General features: G+C 42.0%; 16 protein-coding genes. 12 read left to right on the forward strand and 4 right to left on the reverse strand.

From position 1 onward, the window contains the following. Positions 1 to 41 precede the first annotated feature (41 nt). Entirely contained in the window at positions 42 to 323 is a 282-nt protein-coding gene (locus PSH50_RS03020; RefSeq protein ID WP_004585951.1) for a late competence development ComFB family protein, read from the forward strand. Continuing rightward, positions 307 to 459: a pleiotropic regulatory protein RsmS gene (rsmS, locus tag PSH50_RS03025; RefSeq protein ID WP_024033713.1), complete on the forward strand. Its 153-nt coding sequence runs from the start codon at positions 307 to 309 to the stop codon at positions 457 to 459. The genes PSH50_RS03020 and rsmS overlap by 17 nt, the downstream gene beginning before the upstream one ends. A 2-nt stretch (positions 460 to 461) precedes the next feature. Here rsmS and PSH50_RS03030 read toward each other — a convergent pair whose 3' ends face one another. Further along, positions 462 to 986, reverse strand: a complete 525-nt coding sequence (locus tag PSH50_RS03030) for a sel1 repeat family protein (protein WP_273586123.1) — start codon at positions 984 to 986, stop codon at positions 462 to 464. 105 nt (positions 987 to 1,091) lie between these two features. Here PSH50_RS03030 and PSH50_RS03035 point away from each other — a divergent pair, with 105 nt between their 5' ends. Continuing rightward, the gene (locus PSH50_RS03035; protein WP_273586124.1) at positions 1,092 to 1,976 is read left to right on the forward strand and encodes a DMT family transporter; all 885 of its coding nucleotides are present in this window, start codon (positions 1,092 to 1,094) and stop codon (positions 1,974 to 1,976) included. Positions 1,977 to 2,005: 29 nt separating this feature from the next. Here PSH50_RS03035 and PSH50_RS03040 read toward each other — a convergent pair whose 3' ends face one another. Both PSH50_RS03040 and PSH50_RS03045 read right to left on the reverse strand, forming a co-directional pair. Continuing rightward, a complete protein-coding gene (locus PSH50_RS03040) occupies positions 2,006 to 3,004 on the reverse strand; it encodes a cupin domain-containing protein (RefSeq protein WP_273586125.1) in 999 nt (332 codons plus the stop codon). An 18-nt stretch (positions 3,005 to 3,022) separates the two neighbouring features. Next, on the reverse strand, positions 3,023 to 3,763 hold the full coding sequence (locus PSH50_RS03045) for an SDR family NAD(P)-dependent oxidoreductase (RefSeq protein WP_273586126.1): 741 nt from the start codon (positions 3,761 to 3,763) through the stop codon (positions 3,023 to 3,025). 129 nt (positions 3,764 to 3,892) lie between these two features. On the opposite strand from PSH50_RS03045, the gene hisD reads away from it, so the two are divergent. Genes hisD through PSH50_RS03070 form a run of 5 tightly spaced genes read left to right on the forward strand, consistent with a single transcriptional unit; the run spans position 3,893 to position 8,676 of the window. Next, positions 3,893 to 5,167: a histidinol dehydrogenase gene (hisD, locus tag PSH50_RS03050; protein WP_273609237.1), complete on the forward strand. Its 1,275-nt coding sequence runs from the start codon at positions 3,893 to 3,895 to the stop codon at positions 5,165 to 5,167. Further along, a complete protein-coding gene (locus PSH50_RS03055) occupies positions 5,168 to 6,175 on the forward strand; it encodes a LacI family DNA-binding transcriptional regulator (RefSeq protein WP_029772146.1) in 1,008 nt (335 codons plus the stop codon). 14 nt (positions 6,176 to 6,189) lie between these two features. After that, positions 6,190 to 6,891, forward strand: coding sequence for an alpha/beta fold hydrolase (locus PSH50_RS03060; protein WP_273586127.1), 702 nt, complete (start codon positions 6,190 to 6,192; stop codon positions 6,889 to 6,891). Then, positions 6,888 to 7,667: an HpcH/HpaI aldolase/citrate lyase family protein gene (locus PSH50_RS03065; RefSeq protein WP_273586128.1), complete on the forward strand. Its 780-nt coding sequence runs from the start codon at positions 6,888 to 6,890 to the stop codon at positions 7,665 to 7,667. The genes PSH50_RS03060 and PSH50_RS03065 overlap by 4 nt, the downstream gene beginning before the upstream one ends. After that, positions 7,654 to 8,676 carry an ester cyclase gene (locus PSH50_RS03070; protein ID WP_273586129.1) on the forward strand — a complete coding sequence of 341 codons (1,023 nt, stop codon included), beginning with the start codon at positions 7,654 to 7,656 and terminating at the stop codon, positions 8,674 to 8,676. Before PSH50_RS03065 ends, PSH50_RS03070 begins: the two co-directional genes overlap by 14 nt. 55 nt (positions 8,677 to 8,731) lie before the next feature. Here PSH50_RS03070 and PSH50_RS03075 read toward each other — a convergent pair whose 3' ends face one another. Next, complete coding sequence (locus PSH50_RS03075) at positions 8,732 to 9,745, reverse strand: ester cyclase (protein WP_055255210.1); 1,014 nt, start codon at positions 9,743 to 9,745, stop codon at positions 8,732 to 8,734. 238 nt (positions 9,746 to 9,983) lie between these two features. Here PSH50_RS03075 and PSH50_RS03080 point away from each other — a divergent pair, with 238 nt between their 5' ends. From PSH50_RS03080 to PSH50_RS03095, 4 genes are read left to right on the forward strand one after another with little or no spacing between them, the layout of a single operon-like run. Beyond that, complete coding sequence (locus tag PSH50_RS03080; protein ID WP_273609238.1) at positions 9,984 to 11,594, forward strand: sodium/solute symporter; 1,611 nt, start codon at positions 9,984 to 9,986, stop codon at positions 11,592 to 11,594. 10 nt (positions 11,595 to 11,604) lie between these two features. Then, on the forward strand, positions 11,605 to 12,570 hold the full coding sequence (locus PSH50_RS03085; RefSeq protein ID WP_121637231.1) for an ester cyclase: 966 nt from the start codon (positions 11,605 to 11,607) through the stop codon (positions 12,568 to 12,570). A 9-nt stretch (positions 12,571 to 12,579) separates the two neighbouring features. Continuing rightward, a complete protein-coding gene (locus PSH50_RS03090) occupies positions 12,580 to 13,683 on the forward strand; it encodes an ester cyclase (protein ID WP_064386752.1) in 1,104 nt (367 codons plus the stop codon). Continuing rightward, the gene (locus PSH50_RS03095; RefSeq protein ID WP_121637230.1) at positions 13,680 to 14,534 is read left to right on the forward strand and encodes a nuclear transport factor 2 family protein; all 855 of its coding nucleotides are present in this window, start codon (positions 13,680 to 13,682) and stop codon (positions 14,532 to 14,534) included. The genes PSH50_RS03090 and PSH50_RS03095 overlap by 4 nt, the downstream gene beginning before the upstream one ends. The last annotated feature ends 14 nt before the right edge of the window (positions 14,535 to 14,548 follow it).

Below are 14,548 nucleotides of genomic sequence, written 5' to 3' on the forward strand. Positions count from 1 at the left end.
ATACACTCAAATAAACGGACTCTATAAAAGGCGCTAGCACGATGCGACTGCACGACGACATACATAACTTTTACGAAAAAATTGTAGTTGAAGAAATCATTAAACGTAAACTAGATAAAGTTTACAGTGAAGATGTAATGGCCGATTTTTGTTGCACGGTACTTAATCAATTGCCGCCACGTTATATTAGATACGATGTAGATATGGCCTTTTATTTACCACAAAGTGAACGTATTCACATGGAAGAGCGCGTACAAACCGCTATTGATGTTGCTATTAGCCAAATTTCAAAAAAGAAAGATTTAGATGACCAGCCCACTTGATAACGCCCCTACACATGTAAAACTGGCAGTAGATTTAATTATGCTTTTGGAGCAGCACGAGGTTGCTCCAGAGGATGTATTAAAAGCGCTCGAAATTGTAAAAAGTGACTTTGAACAAAAACAAGCCACCGCTTAGCATTACTCTTTTGTTTGCACTTCGTATTTAGTCACAGTACCCTCGTGTTTGTTACAATCAATTTTAATCTCGCCAAACGTGCGTCTTGGGGTTGTTGAGCGACGGCACGTCATTTTTTGTGCTTTACTACCATATTGGCTTATGTACAACTCAACGGTTTCGTCTATTTTAAGCTGTTGCGCCGAAGTGGCCGCGTTATAAAAAGTATTGTATTGCGCCTGCCAACTTTCAACTCCAGCCTCTTTTGCAACGCCTAGCCATCCCATACCCATGTTAGTGGATTGTGTTAAGTACTGCCCTTTTAAAAACATAAACGACAATGTGTATTGCGCGCTTTTATAGCCAAGTGCTGCAGGGTCTTTTAGGTACATAAAAGCTTGTTTATAATCACCTTTTTTATACGCTTTTATGCCATTGTACTCATGTTTTTTCATGGTTATGTCATCATATAAATTAATAGGCGTAGACCCACAGCCACTTAATAAACCCACTCCCATTATTGCTGTGATCAGTAAATATCGGCTCATTACTATTCCTTTTTTATTATTTTAATATGCGAGTACCGAATCTGGCTTACAGTTAATGCAAAGCCTGTTACTCTGTAAATTAATTTGTATAATTAAAATACTATCATGAGCTTAGCAAGTTTACTTCGGTTATTTTTTCTGGCTGCAATTTGGGGCGCGTCATTTTTATTTATGCGAATGGCAGCAAACAGCTTAGGCCCTGCGGTGTTAATAGAGTTTAGAGTTGGCTTTGCCGCACTCACCCTCTTTATTGTGGCGCTGTACTTAAAACGCCGCTTGGCGTTTACTAAACACACAAAGCACTTTTTTATAATTGGCGCACTTAACTCCGCCCTACCCTTTTTACTGTTTGCTTATGCCGCGCAAACGATTAGCGCCTCTACTTTATCTATTTTAAATTCTACAACGCCCATATGGGGCGCGGTGGTGGGCATTATTTGGAGCAAAACCAAACCGACTAAAAGCATGGTGTTAGGTTTGCTGTTGGGTTTAATAGGCGTGGCAATTTTAGTTGGGCAAAATCATTTTGTATTGAATAGTCAGTCAGTTATTGCTATTGCAGCAGCGCTAAGCGCCTCCCTGTGTTATGCCATTGCATCCCATTATACAAAAAATGCCCCAAAGCTTGCTCCGTTCGATAACGCACACGGCTCTATGTGGGCAGCCAGTTTTATAGTACTGCCCCTTATACTTTTTATGCCAATACGCGAAGTACCTAGTACCAACGTTATGCTTGGCGTATTAGCACTTGGCGTGGTGTGTACCGCACTTGCTTATATTTTATTTTTTAAACTTATTGACGATATAGGCCCAACCTCAGCTTTAACGGTCACGTTTTTAATTCCGCTATTTGGCATTTTTTGGGGGCATTTAATTTTAGATGAGCAAATAGGGCCAAATACGTTACTCGGCGCATTATTTGTAATTGTGGGCACTATGCTGGTTACTGGTTTTTTACCACGAAAAAAGCACTTAGCTAAAGCAAGCTAAGTGCCTAAAATTTTATATAGCATTAAAGTTTAAACAAATTGTGGGTCTTTTGGCGCGTCGTGGCGGCGCGTTATATAAAGCACACAGTCAGTTTGGCTATTATTGCTATAGGCTCTTACGTGCTCAATAGGCACTGAAAAAGTATCACCTTGGTTAAGCGTTAATACTTCATCACCTAAGTCTATTGTTACGCTTCCTTGATGAACAAATATAACCTCTTCTTCAAAGCGAATATGAGGCGCAACCTGTGCACCAGGTTGTAACTTTAACGCAGAAATATTAAAGCCATGAGGCCAATTTAGCTGTGTTTGAATACATGTTTTGGCGTTTAAATTACCGACTAATGGCGCTTCATATACGCCATCAAACTGGCTAAGGTACGAGCGTTTATTCCAATTAAAGTTGCTGGCTTTAACCACAGTTTGTGCCAGCTCTTCATCGGTTATTACTCTGTGCTGCGCTATTTGCTCTTGGCTGGTCACGGCCATTGGCTTTACACCATCGGGGATGGTTTCATTTAGCGTGGTATCTACTAAGCTGCCATTTTCTAGCAAAATTAGTCCGTATTCTTTTGCCATGTCAAATACTTGCGGAGCCCAAAGTACTCTACCGGGGTTATCACTTCCAAGTACCGCATATAAATAGCCTACGCCGTCGCCAACATTTTCAAACCCTCTGAATATATCCATCGGGATCGAAATAATATCGCCTTCATTTAAAATTACTTTGGCATCTTTACCGTCAACACCAGTGTAAAAAGCCCACGTACCACTGTGTACTACAAAAATTTCTTCAGTTAAATGGCTATGCTGCGAATTTAAACACCCTGCAGGTTGGCGCGCACCACCAATATTAAACCCATGAGGAATAGAAATATGCACATGTTGATTTGGGTTTTCGGCAACGCCTGGGCCAATAATTGTAAAGTTTTCTTTTTGATCGCTCCCCGGCGAGCGTGTATCAATAAAGGCATTTTTACACGCAATTAAATCGTCGTATCGTACTAACCTATCTGCAAATACACTCATTGCTCTCTCCTAAATTGGTTACTGTGCGGTCCAACCGCCATCAATTTTAATACTTGTACCAGTGATCATTGCCGAAAGGCCGCTTAGTAAAAACACACAAGCATTGGCAATATCATCAGTTTGGGCAATTTTTTTCAGTGGGATCATGTCGTAAACAAACTGCTTAAACGTCGCATCTTCTAGCATGGGTTTGGTCATTGGGGTTTCTACAAAGGTGGGGGCTACGGTGTTCACGCGCACATTTTTATCGGCAAGTTCAACCGCCATTGCTTTGCTCAACCCCTCTACCGCATGTTTGCTCATGCAATACAAAGTACGTTTAGGTGAACCTACAAACCCCATTTGCGACGACATATTAACCACCGCCCCAGCGCCAGAATTTATTAGCGCTGGCAGTGCCGCTTGGCTAATTTTGTAAACGCTGCGAATATTCATCGCAATTACGTCATCAATATTTTCATCTGTTTGCTCAAGCATTGGCGCAACCCGATTTATACCGGCGTTATTTAACAGCCCATCGAGTGTTTTTAGCGCCTTTAAACGCTCAAAAAAAGCATTGCTATTTATATCTAGCGGCCAAATTTCTATTTGCTCAGGCGCGTATTGCTGCAGTGTTTGTAAATCACTGAGGGTACGTGCTACTGCAATAACCTGGGCCCCTGCATCTACGCATTTTTCTACGCATGCTTTACCAATACCTTTGCCTGCACCTGTCACTAAAATGGTTTTACCCACTAAAAGCGTTTTATCAAATCCCATTTGTTCACCTAAATTCTATATTGCATTCGAAGTCATTATTAATTAGAGTGCAGTTAGATGCAAGACATTATTTAACCAATACGTCTCATCAAATGTGTATATAACAACGACTCACTAAGGACACTAGCAATGATAAAGCATTTAAAAAAGGGTCAACCAATTGACTCAAAACAAAAACAAAATCAATCAGTAAGAGATATTGTAGAGAATATTTTAGCACATGTTGAAACCGAAGGTGACGCAGCCATTCGTGAGTACTCTGAAAAGTTTGACAACTGGACTCCGGAGTCTTTCAAACTTTCAGAAGACGAAATTAAAGCCTGCTATACACAACTTGATGAGCAATTAATTAACGATATTAAGTGGGCGCAAAGCCAAGTACGTAATTTTGCACAAATACAACGTGACTCAATGAAAGACGTAGAGGTAGAAACTCTTCCGGGCGTAACCCTTGGTCATAAACATATCGCTATGGATAGCGTAGGCTGTTATGTGCCAGGTGGTAAATACCCGCTATTAGCCTCTGCGCACATGAGCGTATTAACCGCTAAAGTAGCGGGTGTTAAACGCGTTATAGCCATGGCTCCGCCATTTAATGGCAAGCCATCACCTGAAATTGTAGTCGCGATGGATATGGCCGGTGCTGATGAAATTTATTGTTTAGGCGGCGTGCAAGCAGTAGCTGCAATGGCAATTGGTACACAAACTATTGCGCCGGTAGATATGATAGTTGGACCAGGTAACGTGTTTGTGGCCGAAGCAAAACGTCAGCTATTTGGCCGTGTTGGTATTGATTTATTTGCAGGGCCTACCGAAACCCTCGTTATTGCCGATGACAGTGTAGATGGCGAGCTATGTGCGGCAGATTTACTCGGCCAAGCAGAGCACGGCCCTACTTCACCGGCTATTTTACTCACCAACTCAGAGCAACTAGCTAAAGATACAATAGCAGAGGTGCAAAGGCAGCTTACTATTTTACCTACCGCCGATATTGCAGGCGTAGCATGGGAAGATCACGGTGAAGTAATTGTATGTGACACCTACGAAGAAATGCTGCAAGTTGCCAACGACTTAGCGTTTGAACACGTGCAAGTGATGACCAGCAATACCGATTACTTTAAAGAGAACATGCAAAACTTTGGCGCTTTATTTTTAGGTCCGCAAACTAATGTTTCGTATGGTGATAAATGTATTGGTACAAATCATACACTACCCACAGGTAAAGCTGCGCGCTATACTGGCGGACTATGGGTAGGTAAATTCATAAAAACATGTACTTTTCAGCAAGTAACAGAGCAAGCCTCGGTGGTTGTTGGTGAGTATTGTTCACGATTATGTGCTGCAGAAGGGTTCGCAGGCCACAAAGAACAAGCAGACATTCGTGTAAGACGATATAGGAAGTAAATCTTGAAGCAAAAAAGAGTCACCTCATACGATGTTGCCCGTGTAGCGGGCGTATCGCAATCGGCGGTATCACGTGTTTTTAGACCTGGTTTTAGTGTGTCTAAAAAAACCCGTGAAAAAGTAATCGCAACGGCCAATGAAATGGGCTATCGCCCGAATGCTATTGCCCGTATGTTGATCACCAAACAATCGGGTATGGTTGCGGTTATATTGTCATCGCAAGCAAACCTGAATTACCCAGAGGTGCTTTCTGAGCTAAACAGAGAGCTGGCACTGCACAATAAACGTGTGCTGCTCTTTACACTTGATAACGCAGAAGAGCTAGATGAATTACTCGAAAACATATGGACCTTTCAGGTTGATGGTGTAATTGCCCTAGCTGCTCACTTTGATAGTAAAAGCTTAAACTTATTTGCTAAACACAGTACGCCTATTGTGCTTTATAACCGCCATGTGCCTGAGTCGAATGCAAACACCGTTTGCTGTAATCACGACAAAGGCATTAAACAGTTAATTGATTTATTACACGAAGCTAACCATAAATCGTATTTAATTATATCCGGCCCTACCGACTCAGATGTTGCAAACGAGCGCAGAGAAATAGCCGAAAATTATTTACAAACCCTAGGCGTTAAAGACACGCCGGTTATTTATGGTGATTATGGGTATAAATCGGCACGCGACGCACTTAAAAAATGGTTAAAAAAACACCCCAAGCCCGATGCCATAATATGCAGTAATGACGCTATGGCAATTGGCGTAATTGATGAACTAAAAGAAAACTTTTGCATTAAAGTGCCCGACGACATGTCGGTTGTAGGATTTGATGGTATTAATGCCTCTTCGTGGTACAACTATCAAATAACCACAGTACAACAGCCAATGAAGCAGCTTACTAAAGCCGCTGTTGATATTTTAATGGAGCGCATTGAAAACCCTCAAGCGGCTGCAGAAGTTCGGGTATTTACTGGTTCATTAATTGAAGGGAACTCTATTAAAAAACGTTAAATTAAGGAATTTTTGTGGCCAAAAATCCTGTTTATATTTTACCTGGTACACTGTGTAATGACCGTATGTTTGCAGCGCAAATTAACGCACTGCAAAATGCAGGTTATACACCGTGTGTAATACCCTTCACCGAGCAATCTAGCATTTTGCAAATGGTAGAACTTTGCAAAAAAATTGTACAAGAGCCGGGCCCATTTATAGGTTTTTCCATGGGCGGAATTGTTGCGCTTGCCCTGTTAAAATCAAACCCTGAGCTTGTTACCTCCTTGTGTTTAATGTCGAGCAATTATTTAGCCGATAAACCTGAGCGTCCTGCAATTAGACTCAAACAAATTGAACACGCCAAAAGCACCAGTTTAGAAGCGCTGCTTAAACGTGACTTTTTGCCGCACTACTTTTACCAACCAAGTAAAGCCCATGAAGAGACCGTACTTAGCATGGCAAACGATCTGGGTATTAACGCCTTTAGCGCCCAGCTGAGTGCACTTGCCACCCGCGAAGATACGTTAAGCGTAATAAAGCAAAGTACAAAAAAACTACTCATTATTGGGGGCGAGCATGACCCATTATGCCCGGCAAGTGTTCAGCAAAGTATGCATGAAGCAGCGCCTAATAGTGACCTTGTACTGCTTGGTCATTGCGCTCACTTTGCCCCGCTTGAGCGAAGTAATACGGTAAACGCAATTTTATTAGACTGGTTGGAGTCTTTATCATGAATTTAAAGCAAAAGTTAAATGCAAAACAGCTACTGCTAGGTACCTTTATTAAAAGCACGCATTATCATAATACAGAAGTATTGGCTCACACTAACCTTGATGTTCTGTGCCTTGATGCAGAGCATGCGCCCTTTGATAGAGGCGATTTAGATAGCTGCATAATGGCAGCACGTACTAAAAATATGCCCACGCTTATACGTGTTAGTAATACAGACCACGCCACTTTATTAAGTAGCTTAGATATAGGCGCAGATGGCCTTGTGCTGCCGCATATAAAAACCCCCGAACAAGCAAAAGCAATTATTAAAAACTGCTTTTATGGCAATAACGGCCGAGGCTATGCCGGTTCAAGCCGCTTTGCTGGTTACACAACCCATGCCCTAACCGATAATCTAGCAAGCAATAAGTCATCAACCTGTATTATTGCGCAAATAGAAGATGCCGATGCACTGGATAACATAGAGCAACTGTGCCAAATAGATGAAATAGACTGCATTTTTATAGGCCGTATGGATTTAACTATTTCCCTTGGCGAAACCAACCCAAGTGCCCCTACTGTACTTGAGGCAGTTACTAAAATAGCCAAGGCAGCGGCTAAATATAATAAATGCTGTGGCATGTTTGTAGGTAATTTGAGCGAGCTGAGCCATTGGCAATCATTAGGCGTGAGCTTTTATTTATTAGGCTCAGATCACAGCTTTTTATTAAGCGGCGCTAAGCAATTGCGAGAGCAATTTGAAACAGCAACAGGAGCCCAAAACAATGAACATTCATAATAAAAATAAAGCGTTAATACACGACTTTAGACAGGCCCTGTATAACTTTGATGTAAACGCCTTGCATACACAAATTAATACCGTGTTTAGCGATGACGCGCTCATTCAGCTGTGTTACCCGTTTGAAACACTTGCCAACCCTAATTCACTTATTGAGCAAGTTTATTTACCGCTTAGCGAGGCATTTGTAGGATTAGAGCGCCGCGATACAATCGTTATGGCAGGTAGCTCAATTAACGACTCAGACTGGGTAGGTTGTTGCGGTTATTATACCGGTTCGTTTGAAAAGCCATGGCTTGATATCCCCCCTACTGGGCACCAAGTTAGCATGCGTTTTCATGAATTTTACCGCATTAAAAATAACAAAGTGGTAGAAGTACAAGCTATTTGGGATATTCCCGAAGTAATGATGCAAGCTAAAGTATGGCCGCTTTCGGTGAGCTTAGGTAAAGAGTGGCATGTACCAGGCCCTGCAACGCAAGATGGATTAATCACAAACGCATACAATGAAGAGCACGCAGCACAAAGCTTAAAACTTGTGGGCGACATGTGTGAGCACCTTGGTTTTTATGCCAAAGGCGGTATAGAGGCCATGAAGCTTGAGCAATTTTGGCACCCGCACTGTAGCTGGTATGGGCCAAGTACCATAGGCACTGCACGAGGTATAAAAGGGTTTAGAAACTGGCATCAAATTCCGTTTTTAAATGCCCTCCCAAACCGAGTAGGTGATGCAAGTAAAGGCTATTTATTTGCCGATGAAAACTATGTTGGCTTTACCGCGTGGCCGGGTATGAGCATGACTATTAGTAATGATGGTTGGTTAGGTATTGCGCCTGCAAATCAGCAAATAACCATGCGTAGTCTCGACTTTTGGCGCGCCGAGAATAACTTAATTCGCGAAAACTGGGTATTAATAGATATACTCGATGTGTACCATCAAATTGGGGTAGATGTATTCGCACGCATGAAAGAGCTTACCAAAGCGCGCTATTTAAACTTTGCGCCCTAGGGCGTATAAACAAAAAAAGCTCTGTTAAACAGAGCTTTTTTATTACTTAAATAGACTATGCGCCAGGGTTCGCAATACTTTGCGTGCGCTTTAAAATATCTAGACCTTGTTGTTTTAACCAATAAGGAATATCAATAATGACCCAGTTTTCTACCAGTTTATCGCCCTCGCGGTGATACACATCCACCACGCGCATATCTGCTGGGGTATTAGCACCTGGTAGGCCTAAAAAGCCCCCAATGGCCGTGTTAGTTAAGTTAGGCCAGCCAAAAAAGCAGGCAAACTCATCTTCAGCAAAACGGCAAATATGGCCGTTAAATACTTTACCGGTTAACCCTTCTCTAAACGGATACATGTGCTGCTGCTGATAACGCTTAATTGTGTAAGTTGCGCCAATGCCTGCTGGGCCATACCACACCATGTTTTCATCCCAGGTTTTACCAAGCACTTCGGGCGGGCACGTATCAACACCACTTTTATTAAGCGCGGTTAGGTTATCAATCATTTGATTTACCAGCGCCATTGTTTTTTCGCTTTGCTCATCGCTACTTTTACCCAAACGAATACCATCGTGCGTACGCGGCCCGGGATACGTAAAATATTGCCCAGTAGAGAGCGGCAGCGGGTTTAAACCTACTTGCATCATAAGGCCAATAATATCGACAAAAAAACCGGTCTGAATTATTTTTCCGTCTTTAACACAGTTAAATTCGGCATAGCGCAAAGTGGCAAGCTTATGGGTTGGCGCAATACCTAGCCAATCTTTATCAAATAAGCCCATAAAATGACCCATGCTCATCACCCACTGGCCGCCGTCGGCTTCGCTTTGCCCTGCAATAAAAATATCTTCACGGCGCTGCAGCGCACTAAACGAGCTAAATAATGGCTGCCAAACTTGGGCAATTACATCATTAGCGCACTCAAGCTCATTAAACGGATGCACTCCTTTAAAGCTGTATTCACTGGCCATAAACTCATTAAATACGGCTTGTAAATCATTACCTTGTGCTTTTTCTAGTGCAGTATGAAATTGACGAACTAGTTGTTTATCTTTAAGTATATCTGCCATGATTATTCCTCATTGTTTGCGCAGTCAAATTAATGTCTTCAAACCGCCGTTAAACACACTTTAACAAAATGTATTGCATTTAAAGAGTAATTAAAAGCCTGTGAATAGTAAGTTATAAATTGCTTTAAAATAATACTAATGAGAATTGACTTCGAAGTCAAAGTGATTCATGATGATTCAAAATAAAAAATACAAATAGGCTCTCAAGCCCGTAAAACCTAATCTAACAGGATTAATTATGAATGATTTTGGATTGTTGAATTGGAGCATTCTCATCGGGTACATAATTGCCAACCTAATACTTGGGTTTGTAATTAGTAAAAAGATCAGTAGTGCTAACGACTTTTACATAGGTCGAAAAACAACACCTTGGTGGGCTATTGGTATATCGGTTGTTGCTACTTATGTAAGTGCGCTCACCTTTTTAGGTGCGCCAGCGTGGTCTTACAAAGAGGGACTCTCGGTTATTGCCATACACCTTAACTACCCACTGGTTATTGTGGCGGTGGTGTGTTTGTTTTTTCCGTTTTTTTACAACGCGGGTGTGGCCTCTATTTACGAATACCAAGAGCGACGCTTTGGTAAAAAGGCCCGCTTACTTATCTCTACTATTTGGTTAATATCGCAAACTATGGGGTCAGCCGCAGTGCTGTATGCAACCTCCTTAGTGTTGGCCTTTATTATCGATATAAATGTTATAACTGCGATATTTTTAGTTACCATAATCGCCCTTATTTATACCATGCTAGGTGGCATAACCGCCGTTATATGGACCGATGTAATTCAGTCAGCCATCTTATTTATAGGGGCCGGTATTATTATGTATGCCCTTATCACCTCTATGGATGGTTCATTTAGCTCAACACTGAGCGAGCTAAAAAGCCAAGGTAAATTAGACCCACTTAATTTCTCGCTCGACTTTACCCAAGTAACTACCGTGTGGTCTGGCGTGCTGGCTATGTCGCTGTATCACATTACGGTGTATGGCACTAACCAAATGATGGTGCAACGCACCCTTGCCGCTAAAAATATTGGCGATGCTAAAAAATCCTACTTACTAATGGGCTTTATCGCGTTCTTTATTTACTTGTTCTTTATATTTATGGGCGTGCTGTTTTATAGCTACTACGGCGGGCGCACTTTTGAAAACGACAACTTAATTATTTTACAGTTTCCAGCTGATTATGGCTTACCGGGGTTAATGGGCATTATTGCCGCAGCGGTAATGGCAGCATCTATGTCGAGCCTCGACTCAGCACTTAACTCACTTTCAACCATAAGTACTATCGATTTTTATAAAAAGTACTTTGCGCCTGAAAAAAACGACGCTCATTATTTAAATGTTACTCGCTTATTTACGCTAGGTTGGGCGGTGATCATTATTATTCCGGCCATTATGTATCACCTATACAGCGAAGGCTCAATTTTAGAAATACTCACTAAAGTAGGCTCGTACTTTGTAGGTGCTCAGCTTGGCATGTTTGCCCTTGGGTTTTTCTCTAAGCACACCACCGAAAAAGGCTTATTAATAGGTACCTTAGTATCGTTTATTACCGTTGCTGTGTGCGCACTGTTTACCGACATTGCATGGCCATGGTACTGCGCCATAGGGGCAATAACCTGCCTTGTATTTAGCATTGCGTTAAGTATTGCATTTGATGGCTATCAAGAGGATTACAACGAATACACCATTAAAGGTCAGTTAAAAGCATTTAAAGATGAAAAACGTCCAGAAAAAGAAAACGGCTGGTACTTAATTCCGGGTAAGTTTGACTCAATCAATTACTGGTTACTTGGCTTTTTTGTACTGAGCTTTGCCTCTCTCATGTTATTTGAATATTTTGTGTAAGGTGAAATAAATGAATATTTTAGAACAACTTTTTGAAAACTTCAGCGCTGCAGAATTGCCAAATCAAGCATTGCTTGCAGACTCCGTTCAATGGCAGGTAAGCCACCCTTTTGAGCCTATTAGCACAAAGCAAAATGTGATTAATGACTACTTTGGCGTACTTAAACATTCGTTACCTGACATAGAGCGCAAACCGTTTATCTCTATCCAGGGCGACTACAAAGGTGAGCAATGGGTGTGTGCAACAGGGTATTTTACCGGCACATTTACACAGCCTTTATTGGGTATTCCTGCCAGCGGCAAAAGTGTGTTTATTCGCTACAGCGAAATGGCGCAAATAGAAAACAACCAAGTGGTTAATGTTTACACATTTTTAGATTTAATTGATGTAATGAACCAAGTAGGCGTAAACCCATTACGCCCAAGCTTAGGTTACCCAGGTTTAGTTATGCCCCCCACCACACTTGATGGCGTACCAACAGGTGATAAAAACGAAACGCTTAGCAAAACCAACGAGCAACTTGTAGTTGATATGCTCACAGAGCTTGGCCGCTATGACGGTAAAGACTTATACAGCATTAATTTAGAAAAATACTGGCACCCAGATTTTATTTGGTATGGCCCAGCAGGCATTGGTACAACCCGCGGAATTAGCGGCTTTAGAGAGCACCATCAAGGGCCGTTTTTAAAAGGCTTTCCTGATCGCGGTATTAATAAAACACTGTGTTTAGTAAGTCACGATAACTTTGTTGCTACCGGCGGATGGCCTCACATGTATGGCACTCATACCGGTGAAGACTGGTTAGGTTTACCGCCTTCTGGCAATAAGCTGTTCCCGCGTGTCATGGACTTTTGGCGCTGCGAAAACGGCATATTAAAAGAAAACTGGGTCGCTATTGATATCCCTCATTTATTAAATGGAATGGGCATTGATATTTTTGAGCAAATGCAACGCAAAATAGCCGCAGCTAATTAAGAGGTGAGCATGAACAAACACAATAATATGACCCAACCTTACTGGCTACCGTTATCGAGCGTGTTAAACCCGCAAGGTAACAAACAGCAGCCTTTAATCGGTTTTGATGACGAATTTGTAGATATTGTTGATTACATTTTGCGCATAACGCACCGTATTTGGGAGCAAAAAAACATTGGCTTATGCTATCGCTATTACGCCGATGTATGCCCTGTTTTTACCCTTGGCGCCTATGGCGAAAACATAGAAGATGTTATTCAAGGCACCCTTAAAACTATTGCCGCCTTCCCCGACAGAAGCCTAATTGGCGAAAACGTGGTGTTTTCAGAAGAAGCCAACGAGCACTATTACTCATCACATTTAATTAGCAGTGTAATGACCAACACTGGTAACTCTGAGTTTGGCCCAGCAACACATAAAACAGGCCGTGTTACAACCATTGCCGACTGCGTATGCTTTGAAAACAAAATAGTTAAAGAGTGGCTAGTGCGTGACAACGGCTTTTTAGTTAAGCAGCTTGGCTTAAACATTATTAATGTAGCCAAACACATGGCAAACATTCCGAGTAAAGAAAAACACACGCAGTGGCTAAACGATGAATTTAACCGTGTAATTGCCATAGATCACCGCGTAGCAAGTACGCCCATTGTAGAGGGTGAGCTTGCGGCATTTGCCCATACTTGGTTAGACACGCTATTTAATCAAAAACAGTTTGCTAAAGTGCACGAATTTTACAGTTTAACGGCAACACAGCAATGGCCTAGCGGCAGAATGGCCACCGGACTTGCACAAATTAACGGCGTATTTATACAATTTTTTGCAACCTGCCCCGACGCCAAATTAACGATTGATCATATAGCTATTACCCCATTTGACGAAACCACGACAGATGTAGCGATACGTTGGTCGCTAGCAGGCCACTTTAACCCGCAAAATAGCGAGCTAAGTGAGCTTAAACAGCAGCCTTACTTTATTTTAGGCGCATCGCATTTGCGTATTAAAAACAAAAAAATCATCGAAGAGATCACCGTTTTTGATGAAGTAGCACTTTATGCAAACTTATTTAAAGCACATGCATTAGTCAACAAATCACAATGGGAGGAAAATGCATGATCAACGCTATTATCGATTTATACACTAAAGCCGACATTGAAGGCATAAGCAGCAAGTTGCTTCGCAGTAGCCGTTGGCAGCAGCACCACTTTACCGCCATGGGTGCTTTGCAGGCGCAGCCTTTGTGGCTTAGCTTTTTAGCTCAATATGGTGTGTCTGAGTGTGTATCGCACACTCATAGTGTAGGCGCAGAACGTGAAACCCTACAGCTGGTTTTACAGCCTAAAAAGCTTAAAAATCCAGTGCGTTTAACGTTTGTAATAAAACACAACGGGACTTTTATTAAGTCAGTAAAATGTGTGGTTGATACGTTGTCGTTAGCCAATAACGAGTATGTAAATACAACGGTAAATAACAGCTCGGTTATTCCTAAACTACCAAAAAGTGACCCGATTATTGTTAGCGATTTAGATAACCAGCTGCACCCTACTACTTTTCATGCAACCCCCAGCGCTATTTGCGAGCTGCCCTCTCACACTGCTCGTACTTTAGATAACTGGTGGCAAATTTGGCAAACTAACAACCTGGCTCAGTTTGAAACCCTTTATACTCCAAGCGCTACGGCTGTACTTGCAGGTAACACACAGCCACAACCTATTAGCGCGCTGCTTGATTGCCACTTAGATTTTACGCAATCACTAAGCAGACGCTATGCCCAGCTAGAAACCGTTGAGTATGACAGTACGCAAAACCAAGCCACCCTATGCTGGACTCTCGATGGCAGCTTTAATGCTAAAAACGTACGTGTACGTCAGCAAATAATTAGCGTTATTAGCATCAGCGATAATCAAATAACCCACGAAGTAATGCAATTCGACACGCTGGCACTTAACCAGCAGTTTGCATTATAAGGTCACCTTTTCCA

Origin of the sequence: Pseudoalteromonas sp. Angola-7 (assembly GCF_028599255.1) — a bacterium.
GTDB lineage: Bacteria > Pseudomonadota > Gammaproteobacteria > Enterobacterales > Alteromonadaceae > Pseudoalteromonas > Pseudoalteromonas atlantica.